Source organism: Stenotrophomonas sp. YJH_SMC_101-4 (genome assembly GCF_059370395.1).
On sequence record NZ_JCAFTP010000001.1, the window covers coordinates 998,842 to 1,021,994 of the forward strand.

The window sequence follows — 23,153 nt, forward strand, 5'->3', positions numbered from 1 at the left end:
TTCATCGGTTGCCTGGGCCGCTGCACGTCGGCAGCCTCGCCTGGGTAGTGGGGTCGCACGGCATCGCGTGCGAAGGGATTCACTCGGCGGCGTTGTCACCACCCGTGGGGACACCGTCACCGGCGCTGCGGTCGGTCACGCCGTACAACTCGTGCAGCGCGGCATGGAACGACGCGGGCAGCATCGGGCCATGGCCGAGGCCGTCGAACTCCCGGTACTGCACGCTCAGGCCCGGCACCTTGGCCAACCGTTCGGACAACTGCATCGCCGCATCCGGGGTGGCGCCACCGATGCGGCGCAGGTGCGCGACCACGCGCGGATTGTTCATGTCGCGCTTGCCACGATCACCGACTCGCTCGGCGCCGCCCAGCATCAGCCAGAGCTTTGCCGGCTGGCCATGCACGTTCTGCACGAACTGCTGTTCCGGATCACCCAGCGCCGCGCCCTGGCTCCACCACAGCGACGGGCTGGCCGCCAGGTAGGACTGGAAGGCGGCGGGACGGGTGTAGAGCGCATTGAGCACGAACAGGCCGCCCAGCGAGTGACCCCACAGCGCTTGCTGCTGCGTATCAATGCGTGCGCGGCGCTCGACTTCCGGCTTGATGCGGCGCTCGATCACATCCAGGAAGGCCGCGGCACCACCACCGACCGCCTGGGTTGTACCGCTCTCGTCGTCGGCACGGTCGATCCACGCGGTGTAGTCGCGGGTGCGCGCCTTGGAATCGATCCGAAGGTCGTTGTCGTAGCCGATCAGCACCAGCACCGGTGGTGCTTTGCGCGTGGCCAGTTCGGCCAGCAGCGGCTGGTCCAGGACCATGGCGACGGCGTTCCCGTCCAGCGCGTACAACACTGGGGATGGTGTCTTGCCGGCCTTGGCCGGGATCGCCAGGTTCACCCGCCAACGGCGCTGCCGGTCCGGGCTGTCCACCACGAAATGCTCGAAGCGATAGCTGGCCGCCGGCTCGTCGAGCACGGTGTGGCCGATCTTCTGCAGCGGATTGCGCTGCTGTGCATAGGCATACGGGGTGGCCAGGAGCAGACCCATCATCAAGGCGGCCAGGCCGCGGGCCAGCAGGCCACGGCGCGAAGGCGGGACGAAATGCTTCATCAGCGGCGGCAGAAGCGGCCCAGGGCCGCCGGTTCACAAGGGACCGCAGTCTACCTTAAACGCGAATGATTATCACATCGATCGAACGTCACGCTGTGTATCACGCGCGCGCATGCCCGGGTTGCACGAGGGGCAGCAGTTCCCCTATTTTGCCGCCCACCGGGGCATTGGATCGCCCCGCTTCCAGCGCAGCCATGGATGGCGGGCACTTGCCGCCATCCGGGTCGCGCTCATCTGCACACAACCGCCATGGGATTGGATCCCATGATTGTGAGAACCCTTGAAGCACACCGCACTGATCGCCCTGTCCCTCGGCCTGCTCGCCCCGCTGGCCGCCCACGCCGCGCAGGATCTGCCGTCGCTCTACCAGGCCTTTGAAGAGGCCGGCAATTCGACGTTGAGCATGGACCAACTCAACCAGACGGTGACCTTCACCGCCGTGGCGCTGGGCGTTTCCAGCAACCTGGCGGGCGAACCGCTGATCGAGGCCGGCGACGACCAGGGCAATGTCCTGGCCCGGCTGACCACCGACGACGAGCAGCAGGCGGCCAAGCTGGGCGCCCTCGAAGAAGGCGCAACGTTCACCGCCAGCTGCACGCTGCAGTTCAGCTCCGGCACGGACTACCTGTCCTTCGGCGATTGCAGCATCAAGTAAAGACAAAGCCGGCGAAACGCCGGCTTCTCTTCTTTACCCCTGTAGAGTCGAGCCATGCTCGACTCCAACAGCGTCACGGGCCCGAAGGCACCGGACCATACACATTCTCCTGCGGCGTGCCCGGCAGCAGCGAGAAGATCATGATCACGATCCCGCCGCCCGGCACCAGCGCCAGCAGGAACAGCCAGCCCGACTGGTTGCAGTCATGCAGGCGGCGCACGGTCACCGCGATCAGCGGCACGATCGTGACCAGCCACATCACACACAGCAGCACCACCATGCCAATCAGGATGCCGGCCAGCGCATCGGCACTGTTGCGCAGGAGGATCGCCAGCACACCGGCCAGCAGCATCACTGCCGTTGCGACCAGGAACAGGAACAACTGGTACATCCAGTACTCGCGGCGATTGGCGCGGCCCTCGAACTGGGCGTAGCGCTTCAACGGCAGAATCATTTCCTGCACGGCATCGATCCTTGAAAAAAGTAGCCGCGCAGTGTGCCAAATGCACGCGCGCAGGACAATGTGGCGACGACCCATGCTCGACTGCCATTGCCCTCTGTAGAGCCGAGCCATGCTCGGCTGCTGTTCCAGAAGGCACCCGTAACCGGCGCAGGAGCGAAGTCGAGCATGGCTCGACTCTACGGAAGCGGGGTCAGCGGCCCTTCGCGGCCCTTGCCGCCTCGCGCTCGGCGCGCAACCGGTCCAGCTTTTCCTTCAGCTTGATTTCCAGGCCGCGCGGCACCGGGTTGTAGTACACGCGCTCGCCCATCGCATCCGGGAAACCGGTCTGGTCCAGCGCGATGCCACCTTCGGCGTCGTGGTCGTACTGGTACTCGGCGCCGTAGCCGAGCTCCTTCATCAGCTTGGTCGGCGCATTGCGCAGGTGCAGCGGCACTTCTTCGGTGCCGCTTTCGCGCACGTCGGCCTTGGCCTGGTTGAACGCGGCGTAGCCGGCATTCGACTTGGCGGTGCTGGCCAGATACAGCACCAGCTGGGCGAAGGCCAGCTCGCCTTCCGGGCTGCCCAGCCGCTCGTAGATGTCCCAGGCTTCCAGCGCCATGCTCTGCGCACGCGGATCAGCCAGGCCGATATCCTCGATGGCCATGCGGGTCAGCCGGCGCGCCAGATACGACGGATCGCAACCGCCATCGAGCATGCGGGTCAGCCAGTACAGCGCTGCATCGGGGTTGGAGCTGCGTACCGATTTGTGCAGCGCCGAGATCTGGTCGTAGAACTGCTCGCCACCCTTGTCGAAGCGGCGGGTGCGGTCGGCCAGCACCTGGGTCAGGGTCTGCGGGGTGATGCGACCACCCTCCCCGCCTGCCAGCTCGGCGGCAATTTCCAGCAACGTCAGCGCACGGCGTACATCACCATCGGCAGCGGTAGCGATTTCCAGCAGCAGTTCCGGCGCGACCTCGACGCCCTCTTCGCCCAGGCCCCGCTCGCGGTCACCCAGTGCACGTTCCAGCGCCTCGACGATATCGGTTGGCGAAACCGCTTCCAGCACATGCACGCGGCAACGCGACAGCAGTGCGGAGTTCAACTCGAACGACGGATTCTCGGTGGTGGCGCCGACGAACAGGATCGTGCCGCGTTCAATGTGCGGCAGGAACGCATCCTGCTGTGCCTTGTTGAAGCGATGCACCTCGTCCACGAACAGCACGGTGCGACGGCCTTCGGCGAAGCGCTGCGCGGCCTCGGCCAGCACCTGGCGCACTTCCGGCAGACCGGACAGCACCGCAGAGATGGCACGGAATTCAGCGTCGGAGTACTCGGCCAGCAGCAGCGCCAGCGTGGTCTTGCCGCAGCCCGGCGGCCCCCACAGGATCATCGAATGCACGCGCCCGGATTCGACGGCGCGACGCAGCGCACTGTCCGGCGCCAGCAGGCGTTTCTGCCCGACCATTTCGTCCAGGGTGCGCGGGCGCATGCGCTCGGCCAGCGGGCGCAGGTGATCCCGATCGACGCTCAGCAGATCGGGGCCGGGGAAGGAAGTTGAACGATGTCTTGCCACGCGGCTATTGTACCGCGCCGGGTGACCACGATTCCGGTAGTGCCGGCCGCTGGCCGGCAGATCAAGAGCGTGTCAACCAAGGTTGACACCCACCAAGGCGGTACCGGTTGATACCCACCAGAGCAGGTAGCGCCGGGCCATGCCCGGCGACCGCCATCAATTACCGATGACGTCGGTGCCCTTCGGCGGGGTGAAGCTGAAGGTGCCGGCGGCAAAGCCCGGGTTGCGCTTCCAGCCACTGAAGCTGATCACGGTGCGCTGGCCGACCGCGTCGGTGATTTCCATCCTGGCCAGGCCCTGGGCGTTGAAACCCAGCGCGGCGTACTGGAAGCTGGCTTCGGTTTCGCGCTTCGGCGACAGTGACAGCCACTGCAGGCCGTCACGCTGCGCAGCCTCTTCACTGACGTCGTACTGCTGCTCCAGCAGCGCCGGGTTGATCAGCGCGGTCAGCGGGCTGTTCTGCTCTTCCTTGCCCTGCTCGCGCACGGTGGCCTGCTCCAGGTCCGGCTCGTACATCCAGACCTTCTTGCCGTCGGCCACGATCAGCTGTTCGTGCGGGCGCACGTACTCCCAGCGGAACAGGCGCGGCGCCGACAGGGCCACGCGGCCGCTGGTCGATTCCTTCACCTTGCCACGACTGTCAAACACCTGCTGGCTGAACTGGCCATCCAAGCCCTTCAGGCCGCTGGTGAAGGTCTTCAGGTCATCGCGGGCGCCAGCCCAGGCACTGCCGGCGGCGGCGCAGGCCACGGCCAGGGTGGTGGTGGCAAGGAAACGGCGGAAGCGGAAGTTCATGCGGGAATCCTGTGGGCGCGGGCGCCAGGAAAGGTGGTTGCCAGTGTGCCCGGGGAAAGATGAATGGGCGATCAGGGCGACATTATGCCGCCCTGAACGTCCATCGGCGATTCAGCCGCCGGATGCCGGCAGCTTGCCGTACAGCACCTGGCCACGGAAGCCGCGCCGCACTTCGCGATACAGCGCGCGGAACGCCGGATAATCCCGCGGCTGGCACAATGCCTCCGGGCCGCGCACCGCATTCTGCTGCAACCGGTGGTGCACGATCACCTCCTGCCCTTCGCGGCTCCAGTCCACCCGGTACTCACCCGCGGCGTTGCTGAAACGCTGGCTCGCTGGGATGGCGATGATCGGTGCATTGGCCGGGAACTGCAGGCGGTAGGTCTCCTCGCGCAGGCTGGCATTGCAGTAGAACGGCGTCTCGTTGGCCGGCGCCGAGGCGGTAGCGTACAAGCCACGCACCGACTCGCCACCCGGCGGATCCGGCACGGCCATGCCGCCGGCCACGCTGAAATCGGCGTAGTCCTCGGCCTGGAACGCCATGCGGTAGCCGAACGGCCGGGTCAGGTCGACCGGCACGCCCTGGATCTGCAGCTGCCCTCGCCCGTCGAAACCGGAGGCGGCCATGATCTGCTCTTCAGCGCGCGCACGGTTCTGCGCGTTGAGCTGGGAGAACTGGGCGCGCATGCCGATCTCGGCGTTCTCGCCCAGCTTCGGGATCGTCTCGCCGCGCAGGTTGCCGTTGGCGTCGAAGGTGAAACGCACTTCCATCGAGGTGGCGTTGCGCTCCGGCGTGTTGGCCGGGGTGCGTGCCAGCGTGGCGTCGCGTGTGCGCATCACCGGCGCACCCAGGTCACCCTCCGGCAGCTGGCCGAAGCGCGCCCACGCGGTGGTCGAATCGAGGTACAGATCGAATTCGGGAATGTAGGTGATGGCGTGGTTGAAACGGCCCAGCACCGGGATCTTCGGCAGCGTCGGTCCGCCACCGGCACCGATCAGCACCGGTGAACTGGCGATGCCCTTGGCCGCCAGCAGCGCCTCGAGGATCGTCACGTGATCCTTGCAGTCGCCGTAGTGGTTGTCGAGGATGCTCTGCGCGCTGTTCGGTTCCAGGCCACCATTGCCCAGGTACACCGCCACATAGCGGATGTTCTGCGCCACCCAGCGGTACAGCGCATCAGCCTGCTCGCGACGGTCGCTGATGCCCGTCGTGATTTCGTCTGCCAGCGCCTGCAGTTCCGGCGTGACCTGCGCCGCCGGGCCAGCCTTGAGCTGGTAGGCGCGCCCCATCTGCGACCAGTCACGATACGTGCTCGCCATGATGTTCGGACCGAACTCCCAGCCCGCCGCCGACCAGTTCTGTGCCGGCATGGCTTCGCGACGCTGGTAGCGCCAGCGCCATTGCGCCTGGCCATTCTTCACTGTCGGGCGATCGCTGCCCTGCACGCCGCGGCTATCGACGAACATCGGCAGGTTGGCCGGCGCACTCAGGGTGACCTCAGCGTCCTCGTACTCGGTAAAGACGTTGAAGGTTTCCCACAGGCCAAAGTAGCCCGGGAAGTACGGCGTGACCTGGGTGCGGCGCACCTGGTAGTACAGGCGCGTGCCCGGGGCCAGGTTCGGGAATACGATCACCCGCACCTTGCGGTCGGCATACATTGCCGCCGAGGCGCTGGAGTAGCTCTCCTGGGTGTAGATGCGGTCGGCCGGCACGTCGCGGCGCTGGCCGTCGGCGGTGATGGTGTAGGCGCCGAGTACTTCAAGCGTCTCCATCTTCTCGCTGTAGCTCAGCCGCACCTGGCTGAACTGCTCGACGGACGCCTTGGTCTTGAGCAGGACTTCGTAGGTTTCGGTCTGCACATTGCCCGCATCCGGCCGCACCTGGTAGTCGGCGCGGTAACGGACAATGCTGAAATTATTGCTGGCTTCGGTATCGCCGCTGGTGGAAGGCGGCGCCGTGGCGGGCGCGGAGGTGGCGGTGTCTGCCAGTGCCGGGCCGGCAGCCAGGAAGGCTGCCAGCGCCAGTGCCAGCGCGCTTGGTACGGGGTGAAGCATGCGTCGGTTCCTTGGACGTCGTGGGGGATACGTCGGGTCTTACTTCGGCGGCGGCGGAGCCAGCACCGTGCGGTCGCCGTTGTGCTCGGGCGAACTGACCACGCCGGCCGCTTCCATGGCCTCGATCAGTCGCGCTGCACGGTTGTAGCCGATCTTCAGCCGGCGCTGCACGCCGGAGATCGAGGCGCGGCGGGTCTCGGTCACCACCCGCAGTGCTTCGTCATACAACGGGTCGGACTCGTCGCCGGACGAACTGTTCTCCGGCAGTCCGGTGGCGCCGACGACCACGCCGTCGCCCATTGTCTGCACTTCGTCCAGCACGCCGTCGACATAGTCGGCCGGGCCCATCGCCTTGAGGTGCTCGACCACGCGATGCACTTCATCGTCGGACACGAACGCACCATGCACGCGCTCGGGCAGCGCGGTGCCCGGCGGCAGGTACAGCATGTCGCCGTGGCCGAGCAGGGTTTCCGCGCCGGACTGGTCGAGGATGGTGCGCGAGTCGATCTTGGAGCTGACCTGGAAGGCGATGCGCGTCGGAATGTTGGCCTTGATCAGGCCGGTGATCACGTCCACCGACGGGCGCTGCGTGGCCAGGATCAGGTGGATGCCGGCCGCACGCGCCTTCTGTGCCAGGCGCGCGATCAGTTCTTCCACCTTCTTGCCGACGATCATCATCATGTCGGCGAATTCGTCGATGAAGATGACGATGAACGGCAGCGTCTCCAGCGGGCGCGGCGCCTCGCCCAGCTCGGGGTTCGGCTTGAACAGCGGGTCCATCAGCGGCTGGCCGGCGTCCTGGGCTTCCTTCACCTTCTTGTTGAAGCCGGCCAGGTTGCGCACGCCGACCGCGCTCATCAGCTTGTAGCGGCGCTCCATCTCGGCCACGCACCAGCGCAGGCCGTTGGCGGCCTCCTTCATGTCGGTGACCACCGGCGCCAGCAGGTGCGGAATGCCCTGGTAGACGCTCAGTTCGAGCATCTTCGGGTCGATCATCAGCATCCGCAGGTCTTTCGGCGAGGCCTTGAACAGCAGACTCAACACCATCGCGTTGACCGCCACCGACTTGCCCGAACCGGTGGTACCGGCCACCAGCAGGTGCGGCATGCGCGCCAGGTCTGCCACAGTCGAGCGGCCAGCGATGTCCTTGCCCAGCGCCAGGGTCAGCACGCTGGCCGACTTGTCGTATTCCTTGGAACGCAGCAGCTCGGAGAGGTAGATCATCTCGCGGGTGACGTTCGGAATTTCCAGGCCGATCACCGACTTGCCCGGAATCACGTCCACCACGCGCACCGACTTCACCGACAGGCCACGCGCGATGTCCTTGTCGAGCGAACTGATCTGGCTGACCTTGATGCCCGGCGCGGGCTCGATCTCGAAGCGGGTAATGACCGGGCCGGGGTTGGCGCCGACCACCTGAGCGTCGATGCGGAAGTCCTTCAGCTTGAACTCGATCTGCCGCGACAGCGCGTCCAGGGTTTCCTTGTCGTAGCCAACCGGCTGCGGCTTGGGGTCGTCCAGCAGGGCCAACGGCGGCAGGTCCGAGCCGTCGCCGTTGACGCCACGGAACATCGGGATCTGCGTGTCGCGCTTGGCCCGATCACTCTTCTCGATCACCGGTTCCGGGCGCGGCTCGATCTTCACCGGCTCGCGCTTGGCGCGCACCTCGGCGTCGGCCTTGCGCACTTCCTGGCGCTCCTCGCGCATCACCCGCGTCTGCTGCCACTCGGTGACTTCTTCCTTCTTGCGCGCCAGCAACGGCGCCAGTGACATCACCCCGCGGCCGATCTTCTCCATCACCGTGAACCAGGACAGCCCAGTGGCCAGGGTGATCGAGGCCAGCAGCAGCACCAGCACGAACAGGTTCGCACCCAGCGCGCCGAAGCCCACCGTGAGCGAGTTGCCGACCAGCTTGCCGAGGATGCCGCCGGCACTGGAGACATCGCCACTGAACAGGCGCACATGCAGGAAGCCGGTCCCGGCGATCAGGAAACCGACCAGGCCGACCAGGCGCAGCGCCGGGTCCAGGTCGTTCTCGCCCTTGCTCTCGCGCTTGAGGCCGAACATGGCGATCCACGCCAGCGCGCCCAGCACCACCGGCAGCAGGAAGGCGATGTAGCCGAACAGCTGCAGCAGCACGTCGGCGATCCAGGCGCCGGCGCGACCGCCGAGGTTGTGCACCGGCGCGACCACGCTGCCGGTATGCGACCAGCCCGGGTCCGTCGCTGAATAGGTGAAAAGACTGGCCGCCAGGTACAGCAAGGCCGGCGCGATGGCGATCAGGCCAAGATCGCGCCAGAGGCGTTGGCGGCGTGGATTGTCGGTCGTCGCCGCCGCGGCCGTGCGACGTGACGCCTTGCTGTCGTCGGACTTGGAGCGTTCGGGGACCTGCTTCGCCACCTTAGACCATACCTTTGGAATGCGCTGTTAGTGATTGATAATAAATGAGACGGCGTCAGTTTTCAGTTATGCGACATCTGACAGGGCGTTCAGAGCGCCGGAACCATCGCCGGATGACGGCGTTCTGTTCATCGGCTTGAATCGCCCTGCCCCAGCCGCCACTCTATGACCTGCCACGGATGCTGCGCAAATATCGCCAGCGCCTTGTCCCATCTACCTTTTCGCGAGTTTACATGAGCACCAGCCTGCCCTCCCGCCACCAGCGCCTCGTCATCCTCGGTTCCGGCCCGGCCGGCTGGACCGCCGCCGTCTACGCCGCCCGCGCCAACCTGAAGCCGGTCGTCATCACCGGCCTGCAGCAGGGCGGCCAGCTGATGACCACCACCGAGGTGGACAACTGGCCGGGTGATGCCCACGGCCTGATGGGCCCGGACCTGATGGCGCGCATGCAGGCCCATGCCGAGCGCTTCGAGACCGAGGTCATCTTCGACCACATCCACACCGCCGACGTGTCGCAGCGCCCGTTCAAGCTGATCGGCGACAGCCACGAGTACACCTGCGATGCGCTGATCATCGCCACCGGCGCCACCGCCAAGTACCTGGGCATCCCGACCGAGGACGAGTTCAAGGGCCGCGGCGTCTCCGCCTGCGCCACCTGTGACGGCTTCTTCTACCGCGACCAGGACGTGGTCGTGGTGGGTGGCGGCAACACCGCCGTGGAAGAGGCCCTGTACCTGTCCAACATCGCCCGCAAGGTCTACCTGGTCCACCGCCGCGACACCCTGAAGGCGGAAAAGATCATGCAGGACAAGCTGTTCAAGAAGGTGGCCGAAGGCAAGATCGAGACCGTCTGGCACCACCAGGTGGAAGAAGTGCTGGGCAACGACGCCGGCGTGACCGGTGTGCGCGTGAAGTCCACCCTGGACGGCAGCACCCGCGACATCGATGCCCACGGCTTCTTCGTGGCCATCGGCCACCACCCGAACACCACCCTGTTCGACGGCCAGCTGGCGATGAACAACGGCTACCTGGAGATCCGCTCGGGCTTGGGCGGCAATGCCACCCAGACCTCGGTGGAAGGCGTGTTCGCCGCCGGCGACGTGGCCGACCAGCACTACCGCCAGGCGATCACCTCGGCCGGCTTCGGCTGCATGGCCGCGCTGGACGCCGAGCGCTTCCTGGACGCCCAGGGCAAGGCCAGCTGAGAGGCTGACCCGCTCCTGTAGGGTCGAGCCAGGCCCGACTCCGGATGATAGGCCGACGCCAGTGCGTCGGCCTTTCTGTTTCATCTGCCCTATCCTTCCCCCATGCCTTCCCCCCGCTTCCTCGACTCCCTGCAGTCCATTGCCGCGACCGACTGGGATGCCCTGCACGACGGCCGCAACCCCTTCGTCAGTCATGCCTTTCTTTCCGGGCTTGAACAGCACGGTTGCCTGCGCGAGGACTGGGGCTGGCAGCCCCGGCATTTCACGCTGTGGGAGGGAGGCACGCTGGTCGGCGCCATTCCGGGCTACCTGAAGACCAATTCGCACGGCGAGTTCGTGTTCGACCATGCCTGGGCCAACGCGTATGCCCGTCATGGCCGCGACTACTATCCGAAGTGGCTGGGTGCAGTGCCGTACTCGCCAGTCACCGGCCCGCGGCTGCTGGCCCGTCACGATTCAGGGCGCGTCACGTTGCTGTCGGCATTGCGCGAGGCGCTGCCAACGCTGGACGTGTCCTCGGCCCATATCAACTTCCACACCGCAGTGGACGAGGCGGTGTTCGGCGATGACTGGCTGCTGCGCGAAGACGTGCAGTTCCAGTGGCAGAACCCCGGTGACTGGGCGACATTCGACCAGTTCCTCGGTGCGATGAACCACAAGCACCGCAAGAACATCCGCCAGGAACGGGCCAAGGTCACCCGCCAGGGCATCACCTTCCGCGTGGTGCACGGCGATGAAGCCAGCCGCGCAGACCTGCAGGCGATGTACCGCTTCTATCTGCAGACCTTCCTCGAATACGGCAACGCCCCGGCGCTGACCGAGGCCTTCCTGCGCCATCTGGCCATTTCACTGGGCCGCGGGCTGGTGCTGTTCCTGGCCGAACAGGACGGCGAGCCGATTGCCGGCGCGCTGTGCCTGCGTGGTGGCGATACGCTGTACGGCCGCTACTGGGGCGGCGCCACCCTGCCCGGCCTGCATTTCGAAGCCTGTTACTACCAGGGCATCGAGTACTGCCTGCGCGAAGGCCTGAGCCGTTTCGAGCCCGGCGCACAGGGCGAGCACAAGCTGGCACGTGGCTTCCTGCCGACCCTGGTGCGCAGCCGACACTGGGTGGCCGATCCGGATTTCGCAGAGGCACTGCAGGACTGGTGCCGACAGGAGCGGCAGAGTGTGCGGCGGTACCAGCAGGAGTTGCAGGGACATGGGCCGTTCCGCGCAGAGCCGTAGAGTCGAGCTTGCTCGACTTGCGCGGCGCGGAAAAGCGTGCCAACCAAGGTTGGCACCTACCGGGGCAATGAGGCGTGCCAACCGACGTTGGCATCTATCAGAGCAATAGCGATGGCGCTGTGCTCAGGTGCACTGCCAGAAATGCCCACTCACCCGGCACTTCGCGCACCAGAACGTGTAGAGCATGCCGCCGCTGCCCCATAGCAGCGTCCCTCCACCGGTAGTCGGCAGCGTCGAATCCAGCTGCATCACGAAGGACATCTCCTCACCGCAATCGATGCACGCCGGATACCAGGCATTCTGCACCCAGCTCGGTGCGCCTCCCACGCGCGACAGGTTCTGCCGATGATTGGACTGTCCCCAGTCCTGCTGCTCCCACCGCCTGGTGTCCATGGCGACCAGGCCGACCTCAGCCTGCATCAGATCACCACTGTCGGTCGGCGTGGCCGGCACCTCCCGATGCTGGCTGGGGTGGCAGCTGGGCAGGCCGGCGGCATCGTGGCGATAGAAACGCACGGGCGGATCTTCCCAACCGCAGCAGTCCAGGCACAGCCCCAGCGTGATCTCACCCGTTGCGCCCGGCTGCAGCGCGGCGGCATCTGTCTGCAACAGGCGCTGCAACGGCGCATGGCAGCTGCCACATTGCGCCTCCAGCGGCCCTCCCATACAGCCGGCGTGACGCACCTGCCCACCATTCCAGGTCGGGTGCAGGCGCCAGATGCGCTTGCGCCAGCTCGGTTCGTCCGCCTGCTGCGCGCGATGCTGCTCGCGGCCGAAGCGGATGTGCAGCGGCCGCTCCCCATGCAGGCGCCGCGGCTGCGGTCCGTCCGCGACGCCGGCCCAGTGCGACCAGACTTCAGCATCCAGCGCGCCCCAGTCAGCGAGGTAGCCGCGGGCAACGGCATAGCTCTCGGGCTGCGCCGCCCGCAGCAGCGCCCTGGCCCGCGCCATCTCGCGATCGTCGTCGGCCTCAGCCAGAATCTGCGCCCACTGCACGGCAATGACGGAGGGCAGGCCCTGCCATACCTGCGAAGCCAGCTGCAGCTCGTCTTCGGTGGCCAGCGCCAGCAAGGCCTCCCAGTCGTCCTGCAGCACCTGCGGCGCCTGGTAGCTGGTGAATTCGATCACGCTGGCCAGCAGTTCGCCGCGCTCGCCATCCCGATAGCGGCGCCAGGCCTCGGCACAGACCGGCACAATCGCTTCATCGGGCAGCAGATCCAGCGCCATGTCGAGAAAGGCCGAGCTGGGTGAACGCCGGGCAAGGGCCAGCAGCATCAGCGCACCGAGCTGGCCGGGCTGTTCAGTGGCCAGCGCCAGCAGCATGCCCTGGCTGTCGTTGCGCGTGCGCGGGATATCGTGCACATCGAGGATGGCGGTGATCGCGTCACTCATGCGTGGGCTCCTTGCCGTTGGACGCTGATGGTGCCAGACATCAGCGATCGCCACGACGAATACAATGGCGGCATGACCCGCCAGCTGCCCTGGCGCCTGGCCGATGCGCCGGACGCCCCCTTCCCTCCGGCTGAAACCGCACTGCGCCAGCCCGACGGCCTGCTCGCGGTGGGCGGCGACCTGCATCCGGTGCGCCTGCTCAATGCCTACGCCGGCGGCATCTTCCCGTGGTTCAGCGAGGGCGAGCCCATCCTGTGGTGGTCGCCAGACCCGCGCATGGTGTTCCGCACCGAGGGCGTGCATCTGTCCAGCCGCTTCCGCCGCCAATTGCGCGGCAGCACGTGGGAGATCACCGCCGACACCGCTTTCAGTCGTGTGATGCGCGCCTGCGCCGCGGCACCGCGGCCCGGCCAGGATGGCACCTGGATCAGCCCGGCGATGGTCGAGGCCTACAGCCAGCTGCACGATCTCGGCTTCGCCCATTCCTTCGAGGTCTGGGATCGGCAGACGCTGGTCGGCGGCATCTATGGCGTCGCGATCGGCGCCATGTTCTTCGGGGAGAGCATGTTCAGTGGCGCCAGCGGCGGCTCCAAGATCGCCTTGGCCGCCCTCGCATCCACCCTGCGTGACTGGGGCTGGGAACTGATCGATGCCCAGGTGGAGAATCCGCACCTGCTGCGGATGGGCGCCGAGCACCTGCCGCGCGCGGACTTTCTGGAGCACGTCCGCCAAGCCGTACACCGTGACGGCCGTGAAGGCCCCTGGACCCAGGCGGTCGGACGCTTGCCAGCACGGCGTTTGGCCGGGGGTTAACACAAACTTTGCAAGCCGGGCCCATCACGCGTAAAATACCGCGCCTTAGGCCCAGCGTGGCCGTTTTCTGAACCGCACAGGACTACATGTCGAAAGACGATTCCATCGAGTTCGAGGGCACCGTCAGCGAGACGCTGCCGAACACCACTTTCCGCGTTCGTCTGGAGAATGGGCACGAAATCATCGCCCACATCTCCGGCCGCATGCGCAAGAACTACATCCGCATCCTCACCGGTGACCGGGTCAAGGTTGAAATGACCCCGTACGACCTGACCAAGGGCCGTATCACCTACCGCATGAAGTAAGCGGTCGGCGCAATGCGCCACTCCGACAGGGCCGGCCTCGCTGCTGGCCCTTTGTCGTGTGCGGAAGAAAATGCGCGGCACCGAGATCGTTCGATTTTCGTCCTTGTCTGAAATCCAGCATCGCGCCGGGACTCTAGACTCAACGCGTTCTTCACAGAAGGCGCTGCGCGCATGACCTACCTGATCGTCCTGGACCCGCAGTCCGTCACCAGCCGCTGCTACGCCAGCAAGGGCCCGGACGGCACCTGGTTCGGCCAGCCCTGCCTGGTCTGTACCAGCATGGACGCATCCCACCCACTGCATCTGGCCGTGCAGCGCGAGGTCCCACACATGGGCAGCACACTCAAGCAGCGACTGCACATTCCGCATGAAGCGGTCGCATTCGTCATCGAGGATGGCGGCAACCAGGGGCGCCAGCAGGGATTCTGTTCGATCGCAGCCTGATGCGCCAAAGGTCATCGTGACCGATCTCACCGTGACGTCGGTCAGCCCTGCTTGCGGCAGATTCGCATTTGCAGCGGCGGCGGCATCCTGGGATCCGATCCAGCCCGGATCGCCGCCCCCTGCCCCGCCATGAACCTCTCTTCCCTGCTCATCCCCCTGGCTTTGTCTGCCGCCCCCCTGCTGGCATCGCCCGCCCATGCCGCCGACACCCCACCGGCGCAGTGCGTACCGCTGGCCGGCGAACAGCAGATCGTTCGTGCAGGCGCCGACAAGAACATCCTTCTTCGCTCCGGCGAAGACCACTATGTCGTGCATTTCCGCAACAGCTGCCCTTCTGCCGTGCTGGCCACCCGCCTCGGCTTCAAGACCGACGGCAAGGAGGCTGACCAGCTGTGCAGCGAGGGCCGAAGCGCACTGGACACCGGTCGCGGCAGCTGCGAGGTCGCGCGCATCGAGCCGATCGATGCCGAGCGGTTCAAGCGTGAAGCGCGCCGCCGCAGCCGCTGACCCCGGACAGCACAAGGGCGGCCGAAGCCGCCCTTGTTGTTTCCAGTCTTTCACGCCAAGCCTTCAGCTCACTCCACCGTAACCGGCAGCAGCCGCTCCGGCTCAGCCTGGGTCTCGACCACCAGCTCGTCGTCGCGGACATCGATGCTGACCTTGCCACCGTTGACCAGCTTGCCGAACAGCAGCTCGTCGGCCAGCGGGCGCTTGATCTTGTCCTGGATCACGCGGGCCATCGGGCGCGCACCCATCAGTGGGTCGAAGCCGTGGTGAGCCAGCCAGTCGCGCGCGGTCGGGGTGGCCGACAGGCTGACGTGCTTGTCCTGCAGCAGCATCTCCAGCTCGATCAGGAACTTGTCGACCACGCGCAGGATGTGCGCGAAGCCCAACGCCTGGAACTGCACCACCGCGTCGAGGCGGTTGCGGAATTCCGGGGTGAAGCTGCGGCGGATGGTCTCCATCGCGTCGGTGGCATGGTCCTGCTTGGTGAAGCCGATCGAACGCCGCGAGGCCTGCGCCGCGCCGGCATTGGTGGTCATCACCAGCACCACGTTCTTGAAGTTCGCCTCACGACCATTGGTATCGGTCAGCACGCCGCGGTCCATCACCTGCAACAGGATGTTGAAGATGTCCGGGTGCGCCTTCTCGATTTCGTCCAGCAGCAGCACGCAGTGCGGCGTCTTGACGATCTTCTCGGTCAACAGGCCCCCCTGATCGAAGCCGACGTAGCCCGGAGGGGCACCGATCAGGCGGCTGATCGAATGCGGCTCCATGTACTCGGACATGTCGAAGCGGACCAGCTCGATGCCCAGCTGCAGCGCGAGCTGCTTGGTCACCTCGGTCTTGCCGACACCGGTCGGACCGGCGAACAGGAAATTGCCGATCGGCTTTTCCGGATTGCCCAGGCCCGAGCGGGCCAGCTTGATCGCCGAGGACAGCGTCTCGATGGCCGGATCCTGGCCAAAGATCACCATCTTCAGGTTGCGCTCCAGGTGCTGCAGCACATCCTTGTCGGTGGCGCTGACTTGCTTGGCCGGGATCCGCGCCATCTTGGCCACGATCGCCTCCACCTCCTCGACGTCGATCAGCTCCTTGCGCTGCTCCTCGGGCAGCAGGCGCTGGCGGGCACCGGCCTCGTCGATCACGTCGATGGCCTTGTCCGGCAGCAGGCGGTCGCCGATGTGCTTCACCGACAGGTCCACCGCGGCCTGCAGCGCCTCGTCGGAATAGGTGACGCCGTGGTGCAGCTCGTACTTGGACTTCAGGCCCTGCAGGATCTCGTAGGTCTCGCCCACCGTCGGCTCGACGATGTCGATCTTCTGGAAACGGCGGGCCAGCGCCCGGTCCTTCTCGAAGATGCCACGATATTCCTGGAAGGTGGTCGAGCCGATGCAGCGCAGCTCGCCCGACGCCAGCGCCGGCTTGATCAGGTTGGAGGCATCCATGGTGCCGCCCGACGCCGAGCCAGCACCGATGATGGTGTGGATCTCGTCGATGAACAGCACCGCGTTGGGCACCTTCTTCAGTGCCGTCAGCACGCTCTTCAGGCGCTTCTCGAAGTCGCCACGGTACTTGGTACCAGCCACCAGTGCGCCCAGGTCGAGCGAATAGATCACCGCGTCGGCCAGCACCTCAGGCACCGAACCCTCGACGATGCGGCGGGCCAGGCCCTCGGCAATCGCGGTCTTGCCCACGCCGGCCTCGCCCACGTACAGCGGGTTGTTCTTGCGGCGGCGGCACAGGACCTGGATGGTGCGCTCGATTTCGTCGGCACGACCGACCAGCGGGTCGATGCGACCGGCCCGGGCCTGTTCGTTGAGGTTGCTGGCGAACTCGGTCAGGGCATCGCCCTTCGGCTCGCCCTCCCCGCCTTCGATGCGGCCTTCGCCCTCGGAGGAGGAGGACGGCTGCTCGCCTTCTTCGCCCAGCCTGGCGATGCCATGGGACAGGTAATTGACCACGTCCAGCCGGGTGACGTCCTGCTGGTTGAGGTAATAGACGGCGTGGGAGTCCTTTTCGCCGAAGATGGCGACCAGCACATTGGCGCCGGTGACCTCCTTCTTGCCCGAGGACTGCACGTGGTACACGGCCCGCTGCAGCACGCGCTGGAAGCCCAGGGTCGGCTGGGTATCGCGGCCGTCATCTTCGGCCAGGCGGGACACGGAGGCCTCGATGGCCTGCTCCAGCTCCTGGCGCAGGCGTTCGGCGTCGGCGCCACACGCCTTCAGTACGGCCTGGGCGGACGGGTTGTCGAGCAGTGCCAACAGCAGGTGTTCGACCGTCATGAACTCATGCCGGGCCTCACGGGCGCGCTTGTAGCACTGGCCGATGGTGTGTTCGAGGTCTTTGCTGAACATGGATTACTCCGGCGGCAGATGGGGACAATATGCGGCCTGACTACGCGATTTCCATCACCCTAGCGGATTGCTGCGTTCAGATGGCGTTAGCAGTACACATCGCTTGATCTTCATTCACTCCAGGACAGCCCGCCCAGCATGAGCGAACCCTACCTGAGCCGCTGGCGATTGCGGCGTGATGGCGCAGCCGTCGAAACGCCCCACGCCCAGCTCTGGCCGGTGCTGACCATCGCCGGCGAGCCGGCCATGCTGAAGATCAGCAGCGAAACCGAAGAGCAGAACAGCCATCGCCTGCTGCGCTGGTGGGATGGCGATGGCGCCGCCCGCCTGCTGGCCCACGAGGGGCCGGCGATCCTGATCGAACGTGCCGGCGGCGACTCGCTGCGGCAACGTTCGATAGAGGGCGACGATGACGCCTGCACCACGATCCTGTGCCAGGTCCTGCAGCGGCTGCACCGGCCACGGAGCGCGCCGCCAGCGGAACTGGTCTGCCTCCGTAGATGGTTCGCCGACCTGCTGCAGCCAAGGGCTGCGCTGCCGCCACTGCTGGAACAGTGCAGATCACTGGCGGAGGGGTTGCTGCAGGAAGAGCGCGAGATCCGGCCGCTGCATGGCGACCTGCACCACGACAACGTGCTCGATTTCGGCACGCGCGGCTGGCTGGCGATCGACCCGAAGCGGTTGCTGGGTGATCGTGCCTTTGATTACACGACACTGTTCAGCAACCCGGACCTGTGCGGTCCGGGCATCCACGTTGCGACGCAGCCTGAGCGGTTTGCCGCCCGGCTGGAACAGGTCAGTGCACTGGCGAGCCTGGAGCGCACGCGCCTGCTGCGCTGGATCGCAGCCAGCGCGGGGCTGTCGGCAGTCTGGTTCCGGGATGACGGCGCCCCCGCCGAGGTCGACGAGGCCGTGGCGCGTATGGCGCTGGAGGCGTTGGCGGAGGCCTGATCCAGCTGTAGAGCCGAGCCTGCGCTCGGCTGCTGCTGGCAGAGATCTGGATGCCTGGGTGAACAGCAGCCGAGCGTGGGCTCGGCTCTACAGGTCGGGGGCGGTCAGGCCTTTTCCATCGTGCACAGCAGCGGGTGCTGGTTCATCCGCGAATACTCGTTGACCTGGGCAACCTTGGTCTCGGCCACTTCGCGGGTGAACACCCCGCACACGCCGCGGCCGCGGGTATGGACGTGCAGCATCACCTGTGTGGCCTTGTCCAGGTCCATGCTGAAGAACTGCTGGAGCACGTCCACCACGAAATCCATCGGGGTGTAGTCGTCGTTGAGCAGCATCACCTGGTAGAACGGCGGCGGCGCCACTTCCGGGCGCGCGGGTTCCACGGCAACGCCGTGCTCGTGATGGGAATCGGGGGAAGACTCGCGGGGCATCTGCTCATTATAGAGGCTCGAGCGGGCCTGCGTCGGCCCGCCGCAGATTGGACGGCACGCACGGCCGCCGTCACAATTGCATCCTCTCTCAACACTGTTTCACAGGATCTTCATGAAAAGGACCCTTCTCTCCGCCCTGCTGATCGCCCTGGCCGCCGCCGGCTCCGCCGCCGCAGAGACCCAGGCCGACAAGGCCGTGGCCCGCCACCTGGACAAGCTGGGCTACACCTACGAGGTCGACGAGGACGGCGACTACCGCATGGTGTTCGACGTCGAGGGTGACCGCACCCAGATGGTCTACGTGCGCTCGTCGGTGGAAGATTTCGGCACCCACAACATCCGCGAGATCTGGTCGCCGGCCTACAACGCCAAGACCAAGCAGTTCCCGGTGGCCGTGGCCAACCGCCTGCTGGAAGATTCGCAGGACGCCAAGATGGGCGGCTGGGTGAAGCAGGACACCACCGCCATGTTCGTGGTCAAGATCGACGCCGATGCCACGGCCGACCAGCTCAGCGACGCCATCGATGCGGCCATCCGCACCGCCGACGCCATGGAGCTGGAACTGACCAAGAAGGACGAGTTCTGAGTTGAACGCTACGCCGGACCCGCGCTGGGCACCGCACGCCACCGTCGCCACCGTGGTGGTCGACGGCGGCCGCGTGTTGCTGGTTGAAGAGACCATCGACGGCCGCCAGGTGCTGAACCAGCCGGCCGGCCACCTCGAGCCGGGCGAAAGCCTGGCCGAGGCAGCCCTGCGCGAGACCCGCGAGGAAACCGGCTGGACGGTGCAGCTGACCCACTTCATCGGCTGCTACCAGTGGACGGCCGGCGACGGCACCACCTTCCTGCGCTTCTGCTACGCGGCGCGCCCGGTCTCGCACGACCCGGCGCAGCCACTGGACACCGGCATCGACCGCGCACTCTGGCTGACCCCGGCCGAACTGCAAGCCGCCGGCGAGCGCCAGCGCAGCCCGCTGGTCTGGCAGGTGGTGGCTGATTACCTGGGTGGCCAGCGCCATCCACTTTCCCTGGTCCGGGAGGTCGCATGAGCACTCCGCGCGTGATGGTGGGCGTCTCCGGTGGCGTCGACTCCTCGGTCGCCGCCTGGCGCCTGGTACAGCAGGGCGAGGCCGTAGCCGGTCTGTTCATGCAGAACTGGGCCGACGACGGCAGCGGCGACTGCCGTGCCGAGGACGACCGCCGCGATGCGGTGGCCGTCTGCGGCCTGCTCGGCATTCCGTTCCACTTCCGCGATTTCTCCAGCGAATACTGGCAGGGCGTGTTCGAGCACTTCCTGGCCGAGTACGCGGCCGGCCGTACGCCGAACCCGGACGTGTTGTGCAACCGCGAAGTGAAGTTCAAGCACTTCCTGGATGCCGCCCGCGAGCTGGGCGCCGAACGCATCGCCACCGGCCACTACGCGCGGGTGACCCAGCGCGGCCACCAGTGGCTGCTGCTGCGCGGCGCCGACCGCTCCAAGGACCAGAGCTACTTCCTGCACCAGCTGGGCCAGGAACAGCTGGCGGCCACCCTGTTCCCGATCGGCGACCTGGAAAAGACCGACCTGCGGCGGATCGCACGTGACGTCAGCCTGCCGACCCACGCCAAGAAGGACTCCACCGGCATCTGCTTCATTGGTGAGCGCGACTTCCGTGAATTCCTCGGCCGTTACCTGCCGGCCAAGCCCGGCCAGATCCTCGACCCGGCCGACGGCAGCGTCATCGCCGAACATCCGGGCGTGTTCTATTTCACCCTGGGCCAGCGCGAAGGCCTGAACATCGGCGGCGTGCGTGGACGTCCGGCCGCGCCGTGGTACGTGGTCGGCAAGGATGTGGCCAGCAACGTGCTGTACGTGGATCAGGACCGCGACAGCAAGTGGATGCTGTCCGATCGCCTGCGCTCGGAAACCGCGCACTGGATCGCCGGCGCGCCGCCGGCACGGCGCTTTGAATGCACCGCCCAGACCCGCTACCGCCAGCCCGACGAGCCGTGTACGGTCGAGGTGCTGGACGATGGCAGCGTGCTGGTCACCTTCGCGCGCCCGCAGCGCGCCGTTACCCCCGGTCAATCACTGGTGCTGTATGACGGTGACGAGTGCCTGGGTGGCGCGGTGATCGCCGCCACCGATGCGCCGCTGGAACAGCGCCTGCGCACCACCCCTTCCCCTTTTGAGGTAATCGCTGCATGAGTTTCACTGTCGACGACCGCGTCCTGGCCCTGGCCGGCATAGCCCAGGCCCTGCAGCAGGTACGCCGCATCGCCGATACCGGCCATTCCGACGCCGCCGCCGTGCGCACCGCCGTGGACAGCGTGTTCCGTGTCGATGCGTCCTCGCCGCAGGAGGTGTTCGGTGACCGCCATGCACTGAAGGCCGGCCTGCGCCTGCTGCACAACTACTTCCGCAGCCAGGGCCAGGACCCGATCCTGCCCAAGCTGGCGCTGTCGGTGCTGCAGCTGGAGCGCCGCTTCGTGCAGGACGGCGCCACCGTGAACAAGGTCGCCTCGGGCATCGAGCGCGCCCAGCGCCAGGCCACTGAGCTGGGCGACAGCGGCCATCCGGACGTGCTGGCCAATCTCGGCGGCCTGTACGCCGACACCATCAGCCACCTGAAGCCGCGGGTGATGGTGCAGGGCAACCCGCACTATCTGGGCCAGGCTGGCGTTGTGGCCGAGATCCGCGCCCTGCTGCTGGCCGCGGTGCGCTCGGCGGTGCTGTGGCGCCAGCTGGGCGGCAGCTACTGGGACTTCCTGTTCAGCCGCAAGGCGATGATCGAGGCCGTGGACCGGCAGCTGGCCTGAGGCCATGGGGTCGGATCCCTTTCCGGCACGGAAAGGGCTCTGACCCTGAAGCCGCCAAGGCGCCGGAAAACCGGCGCATTCAGAATGCACTTCCGGGCACATCGACGTTAAAGAGAAAGGGGGTACGGCCGATACATCCTCCGTGCACCTCCCGAGAACGTCCATGTACTCACGCATTTTCATCCGTCTGGCCGCCCCCCTGGCTCTGACCCTGCTGCTCCCCTTCGCCATCGGTTTCGAATGGCCGGCCGCCCTGCGCTGGGCGATCCTGACCACGATGACGCTGAGCTGGCTCGGCTTTGCGTGGTGGACCACCCGCGCCCAGGCGCACCGTTCCCCGGAACACGCCCGTGTCCTGCGTGAGCAGGACCAGCTGCTGACCGAACTGCGCAACTTCGTCGGCAACGAGATCGACGGTTCGCGAGGCGAGGTGGAACGCGCCCGTGACCTGATCCGCCAGGCGGTCTCCAGCCTGGGCGGCAGCTTCGATGCCATGAACCGCAAGTCGCGCCAGCAGAGCCAGGCCCTGTCGCGTATCGTCGATCGCGCCGGTGATGAAGGCAATGCCGGCCTCGACGTTGCCCGTTTCGCCCAGCACGCCAGCCACCGCATGGAACAGCTGGTCGAAGCGCTGGAACAGGTCAGCGGCCAGAGCAGCACCACCGTGCAGCACATCGACCAGATGGCGCAGCACCTGGATGGCATCTTCGCGCTGCTGGAAGACGTCAAATCGATCGCCGACCAGACCAACCTGCTAGCCCTGAACGCTGCAATTGAAGCAGCGCGTGCCGGTGAAGCCGGTCGCGGCTTCGCCGTGGTGGCCGACGAGGTCCGCAACCTGTCCGAGCGCTCGACCACGTTCAACGAGCAGATCCGCAAGCTGGCGCACAGCTCCAAGGACGCCATTGCCAAGGTGCGCGAGACGGTCTCGCACATGGCGTCGCGTGACATGGATCGCTCCCGTGAAGCGCGCCAGGAAGCGGCCGCGATGCTCGACAACGTGGCCCAGATCAATGCCTCGCTGGGCGATGGCATGCGCGAAGTCTCCGAGTGTGCCCGTTCGATTGATGGCAGCGTGGCCGAAGCCGTGCGCGCCCTGCAGTTCGAAGACATCGCCACCCAGGCGCTGGGCGGCGTGCACACCCACCTGGACCGCCTGACCGCGATCAACCGCGAAGCAGTCGCCCTGCAGGAACTGCTGCACCGCAATGGCGGCGTGTTCGACGAAGAGATCGCCACCGCCCTGCAGCGCACCGGCAGCCGCCTGCGCGAACTGCGCAGCGAATGGGAACGCCCGCCGCACAAGCCGGTTGCCCAGCAGAGCATGGGCGCCGGCACCGTCGAGCTGTTCTGATCCTGATGTCCGCTGCCCTCGCCGGCAGCCCGCAAGGCCCCGGTTCGTCCGGGGCCTTTGCCTGTAACCCGCCATTGGATGCATCCTGTACGCGCACCATGACCCTGATCCACGCCCTGCCCTCCCTCACCAACACCGAGCGCCCGCGCAACGCGAGCGTGCGTGAGCAGTTGCAGCAACTGGAAGAGGTCGCCCGCGAGGAGATCCGCGAACTGCAGCAGCTGGCGGACGCGCGGCCGGCGCCGTCCCGTGCGGACGAGGCGCTGCTGGGGCTGGCGTGGGACCTGGGGCTGGATGGCGAAGCCTTGAGGTAGATCCACGCCATGCGTGGATAGGCCGTCGC

At 66.6% G+C, this 23,153-nt stretch carries 23 protein-coding genes; 14 read left to right on the top strand and 9 right to left on the bottom strand.

Features of this window, described 5'->3' with window-relative positions:
* Nucleotides 1–79: 79 nt before the first annotated feature.
* Nucleotides 80–1,108 (bottom strand): alpha/beta hydrolase-fold protein, encoded by a 1,029-nt coding sequence (locus AC5P8D_RS04605; RefSeq protein WP_049481270.1) that lies wholly within the window; start codon nt 1,106–1,108, stop codon nt 80–82.
* Nucleotides 1,109–1,388: 280 nt separating this feature from the next.
* Here AC5P8D_RS04605 and AC5P8D_RS04610 point away from each other — a divergent pair, with 280 nt between their 5' ends.
* Complete coding sequence (locus AC5P8D_RS04610) at nt 1,389–1,763, top strand: hypothetical protein (RefSeq protein WP_049455053.1); 375 nt, start codon at nt 1,389–1,391, stop codon at nt 1,761–1,763.
* 73 nt (nt 1,764–1,836) lie between these two features.
* Here AC5P8D_RS04610 and AC5P8D_RS04615 read toward each other — a convergent pair whose 3' ends face one another.
* The 5 genes from AC5P8D_RS04615 to AC5P8D_RS04635 form a co-directional block, all read right to left on the bottom strand.
* The gene (locus AC5P8D_RS04615) at nt 1,837–2,226 is read right to left on the bottom strand and encodes a DUF805 domain-containing protein (protein ID WP_010485830.1); all 390 of its coding nucleotides are present in this window, start codon (nt 2,224–2,226) and stop codon (nt 1,837–1,839) included.
* A gap of 190 nt (nt 2,227–2,416) precedes the next feature.
* Nucleotides 2,417–3,694, bottom strand: coding sequence for a replication-associated recombination protein A (locus AC5P8D_RS04620; protein ID WP_238794447.1), 1,278 nt, complete (start codon nt 3,692–3,694; stop codon nt 2,417–2,419).
* A gap of 240 nt (nt 3,695–3,934) precedes the next feature.
* Nucleotides 3,935–4,573: an outer membrane lipoprotein periplasmic chaperone LolA gene (gene lolA / locus AC5P8D_RS04625; RefSeq protein ID WP_049448152.1), complete on the bottom strand. Its 639-nt coding sequence runs from the start codon at nt 4,571–4,573 to the stop codon at nt 3,935–3,937.
* 111 nt (nt 4,574–4,684) lie between these two features.
* Nucleotides 4,685–6,628, bottom strand: a complete 1,944-nt coding sequence (locus AC5P8D_RS04630) for a DUF3857 domain-containing protein (RefSeq protein WP_053442986.1) — start codon at nt 6,626–6,628, stop codon at nt 4,685–4,687.
* A gap of 39 nt (nt 6,629–6,667) precedes the next feature.
* Complete coding sequence (locus AC5P8D_RS04635; RefSeq protein ID WP_010485837.1) at nt 6,668–9,028, bottom strand: DNA translocase FtsK; 2,361 nt, start codon at nt 9,026–9,028, stop codon at nt 6,668–6,670.
* A gap of 233 nt (nt 9,029–9,261) precedes the next feature.
* Between AC5P8D_RS04635 and trxB the strand changes: the two genes are divergently transcribed.
* The gene (gene trxB / locus AC5P8D_RS04640; protein WP_235651725.1) at nt 9,262–10,233 is read left to right on the top strand and encodes a thioredoxin-disulfide reductase; all 972 of its coding nucleotides are present in this window, start codon (nt 9,262–9,264) and stop codon (nt 10,231–10,233) included.
* A gap of 102 nt (nt 10,234–10,335) precedes the next feature.
* Nucleotides 10,336–11,460 carry a GNAT family N-acetyltransferase gene (locus AC5P8D_RS04645; RefSeq protein ID WP_495203125.1) on the top strand — a complete coding sequence of 375 codons (1,125 nt, stop codon included), beginning with the start codon at nt 10,336–10,338 and terminating at the stop codon, nt 11,458–11,460.
* Between the two features lie 123 nt (nt 11,461–11,583).
* Here the strand turns inward: AC5P8D_RS04645 and AC5P8D_RS04650 are convergent, their stop codons facing one another.
* Entirely contained in the window at nt 11,584–12,852 is a 1,269-nt protein-coding gene (locus AC5P8D_RS04650; protein WP_197601233.1) for a hypothetical protein, read from the bottom strand.
* Between the two features lie 72 nt (nt 12,853–12,924).
* On the opposite strand from AC5P8D_RS04650, the gene aat reads away from it, so the two are divergent.
* From aat to AC5P8D_RS04670, 4 genes are all read left to right on the top strand, one after another.
* Nucleotides 12,925–13,665, top strand: a complete 741-nt coding sequence (aat, locus tag AC5P8D_RS04655; protein ID WP_235651945.1) for a leucyl/phenylalanyl-tRNA--protein transferase — start codon at nt 12,925–12,927, stop codon at nt 13,663–13,665.
* 86 nt (nt 13,666–13,751) lie between these two features.
* Complete coding sequence (infA, locus tag AC5P8D_RS04660) at nt 13,752–13,970, top strand: translation initiation factor IF-1 (protein ID WP_005409596.1); 219 nt, start codon at nt 13,752–13,754, stop codon at nt 13,968–13,970.
* A 171-nt stretch (nt 13,971–14,141) separates the two neighbouring features.
* A complete protein-coding gene (locus AC5P8D_RS04665; protein ID WP_235651723.1) occupies nt 14,142–14,414 on the top strand; it encodes a hypothetical protein in 273 nt (90 codons plus the stop codon).
* 129 nt (nt 14,415–14,543) lie between these two features.
* The gene (locus AC5P8D_RS04670; RefSeq protein WP_235651944.1) at nt 14,544–14,921 is read left to right on the top strand and encodes a hypothetical protein; all 378 of its coding nucleotides are present in this window, start codon (nt 14,544–14,546) and stop codon (nt 14,919–14,921) included.
* Between the two features lie 68 nt (nt 14,922–14,989).
* Here AC5P8D_RS04670 and clpA read toward each other — a convergent pair whose 3' ends face one another.
* Nucleotides 14,990–17,275: an ATP-dependent Clp protease ATP-binding subunit ClpA gene (gene clpA, locus AC5P8D_RS04675; protein ID WP_495203126.1), complete on the bottom strand. Its 2,286-nt coding sequence runs from the start codon at nt 17,273–17,275 to the stop codon at nt 14,990–14,992.
* A 138-nt stretch (nt 17,276–17,413) separates the two neighbouring features.
* Between clpA and AC5P8D_RS04680 the strand changes: the two genes are divergently transcribed.
* Nucleotides 17,414–18,226, top strand: coding sequence for an APH(6) family putative aminoglycoside O-phosphotransferase (locus tag AC5P8D_RS04680; protein ID WP_495203127.1), 813 nt, complete (start codon nt 17,414–17,416; stop codon nt 18,224–18,226).
* A 104-nt stretch (nt 18,227–18,330) separates the two neighbouring features.
* Here the strand turns inward: AC5P8D_RS04680 and clpS are convergent, their stop codons facing one another.
* A complete protein-coding gene (clpS, locus tag AC5P8D_RS04685) occupies nt 18,331–18,657 on the bottom strand; it encodes an ATP-dependent Clp protease adapter ClpS (protein ID WP_010485856.1) in 327 nt (108 codons plus the stop codon).
* A 112-nt stretch (nt 18,658–18,769) separates the two neighbouring features.
* On the opposite strand from clpS, the gene AC5P8D_RS04690 reads away from it, so the two are divergent.
* The 6 genes from AC5P8D_RS04690 to AC5P8D_RS04715 all read left to right on the top strand — a co-directional run bounded on the left by AC5P8D_RS04690 (nt 18,770) and on the right by AC5P8D_RS04715 (nt 23,124).
* Nucleotides 18,770–19,243 (top strand): hypothetical protein, encoded by a 474-nt coding sequence (locus tag AC5P8D_RS04690; protein ID WP_010485859.1) that lies wholly within the window; start codon nt 18,770–18,772, stop codon nt 19,241–19,243.
* Between the two features lies 1 nt (nt 19,244).
* Nucleotides 19,245–19,706: an NUDIX hydrolase gene (locus tag AC5P8D_RS04695; protein WP_049427056.1), complete on the top strand. Its 462-nt coding sequence runs from the start codon at nt 19,245–19,247 to the stop codon at nt 19,704–19,706.
* Nucleotides 19,703–20,845, top strand: a complete 1,143-nt coding sequence (mnmA, locus tag AC5P8D_RS04700; RefSeq protein ID WP_159360120.1) for a tRNA 2-thiouridine(34) synthase MnmA — start codon at nt 19,703–19,705, stop codon at nt 20,843–20,845. The genes AC5P8D_RS04695 and mnmA overlap by 4 nt, the downstream gene beginning before the upstream one ends.
* Nucleotides 20,842–21,456, top strand: a complete 615-nt coding sequence (gene hflD, locus AC5P8D_RS04705; RefSeq protein ID WP_010485865.1) for a high frequency lysogenization protein HflD — start codon at nt 20,842–20,844, stop codon at nt 21,454–21,456. Before mnmA ends, hflD begins: the two co-directional genes overlap by 4 nt.
* 163 nt (nt 21,457–21,619) lie before the next feature.
* A complete protein-coding gene (locus AC5P8D_RS04710; protein ID WP_010485867.1) occupies nt 21,620–22,810 on the top strand; it encodes a methyl-accepting chemotaxis protein in 1,191 nt (396 codons plus the stop codon).
* Nucleotides 22,811–22,908: 98 nt separating this feature from the next.
* Nucleotides 22,909–23,124, top strand: coding sequence for a hypothetical protein (locus AC5P8D_RS04715; protein ID WP_010485869.1), 216 nt, complete (start codon nt 22,909–22,911; stop codon nt 23,122–23,124).
* Nucleotides 23,125–23,153 lie beyond the last annotated feature (29 nt).

Bases quoted from the DNA above. Each gene is read 5' to 3' on its own strand.
- lolA (WP_049448152.1), bottom strand. From the start codon at position 4,573: ATGAACTTCCGCTTCCGCCGTTTCCTTGCCACCACCACCCTGGCCGTG.
- AC5P8D_RS04650 (WP_197601233.1), bottom strand. From the start codon at position 12,852: ATGAGTGACGCGATCACCGCCATCCTCGATGTGCACGATATCCCGCGC.
- AC5P8D_RS04630 (WP_053442986.1), bottom strand. From the start codon at position 6,628: ATGCTTCACCCCGTACCAAGCGCGCTGGCACTGGCGCTGGCAGCCTTC.
- AC5P8D_RS04715 (WP_010485869.1), top strand. From the start codon at position 22,909: ATGACCCTGATCCACGCCCTGCCCTCCCTCACCAACACCGAGCGCCCG.
- mnmA (WP_159360120.1), top strand. From the start codon at position 19,703: ATGAGCACTCCGCGCGTGATGGTGGGCGTCTCCGGTGGCGTCGACTCC.
- trxB (WP_235651725.1), top strand. From the start codon at position 9,262: ATGAGCACCAGCCTGCCCTCCCGCCACCAGCGCCTCGTCATCCTCGGT.
- hflD (WP_010485865.1), top strand. From the start codon at position 20,842: ATGAGTTTCACTGTCGACGACCGCGTCCTGGCCCTGGCCGGCATAGCC.
- clpA (WP_495203126.1), bottom strand. From the start codon at position 17,275: ATGTTCAGCAAAGACCTCGAACACACCATCGGCCAGTGCTACAAGCGC.
- AC5P8D_RS04605 (WP_049481270.1), bottom strand. From the start codon at position 1,108: ATGAAGCATTTCGTCCCGCCTTCGCGCCGTGGCCTGCTGGCCCGCGGC.
- AC5P8D_RS04710 (WP_010485867.1), top strand. From the start codon at position 21,620: ATGTACTCACGCATTTTCATCCGTCTGGCCGCCCCCCTGGCTCTGACC.
- clpS (WP_010485856.1), bottom strand. From the start codon at position 18,657: ATGCCCCGCGAGTCTTCCCCCGATTCCCATCACGAGCACGGCGTTGCC.
- AC5P8D_RS04645 (WP_495203125.1), top strand. From the start codon at position 10,336: ATGCCTTCCCCCCGCTTCCTCGACTCCCTGCAGTCCATTGCCGCGACC.
- AC5P8D_RS04670 (WP_235651944.1), top strand. From the start codon at position 14,544: ATGAACCTCTCTTCCCTGCTCATCCCCCTGGCTTTGTCTGCCGCCCCC.
- aat (WP_235651945.1), top strand. From the start codon at position 12,925: ATGACCCGCCAGCTGCCCTGGCGCCTGGCCGATGCGCCGGACGCCCCC.
- infA (WP_005409596.1), top strand. From the start codon at position 13,752: ATGTCGAAAGACGATTCCATCGAGTTCGAGGGCACCGTCAGCGAGACG.
- AC5P8D_RS04620 (WP_238794447.1), bottom strand. From the start codon at position 3,694: ATGCGCCCGCGCACCCTGGACGAAATGGTCGGGCAGAAACGCCTGCTG.
- AC5P8D_RS04680 (WP_495203127.1), top strand. From the start codon at position 17,414: ATGAGCGAACCCTACCTGAGCCGCTGGCGATTGCGGCGTGATGGCGCA.
- AC5P8D_RS04665 (WP_235651723.1), top strand. From the start codon at position 14,142: ATGACCTACCTGATCGTCCTGGACCCGCAGTCCGTCACCAGCCGCTGC.
- AC5P8D_RS04690 (WP_010485859.1), top strand. From the start codon at position 18,770: ATGAAAAGGACCCTTCTCTCCGCCCTGCTGATCGCCCTGGCCGCCGCC.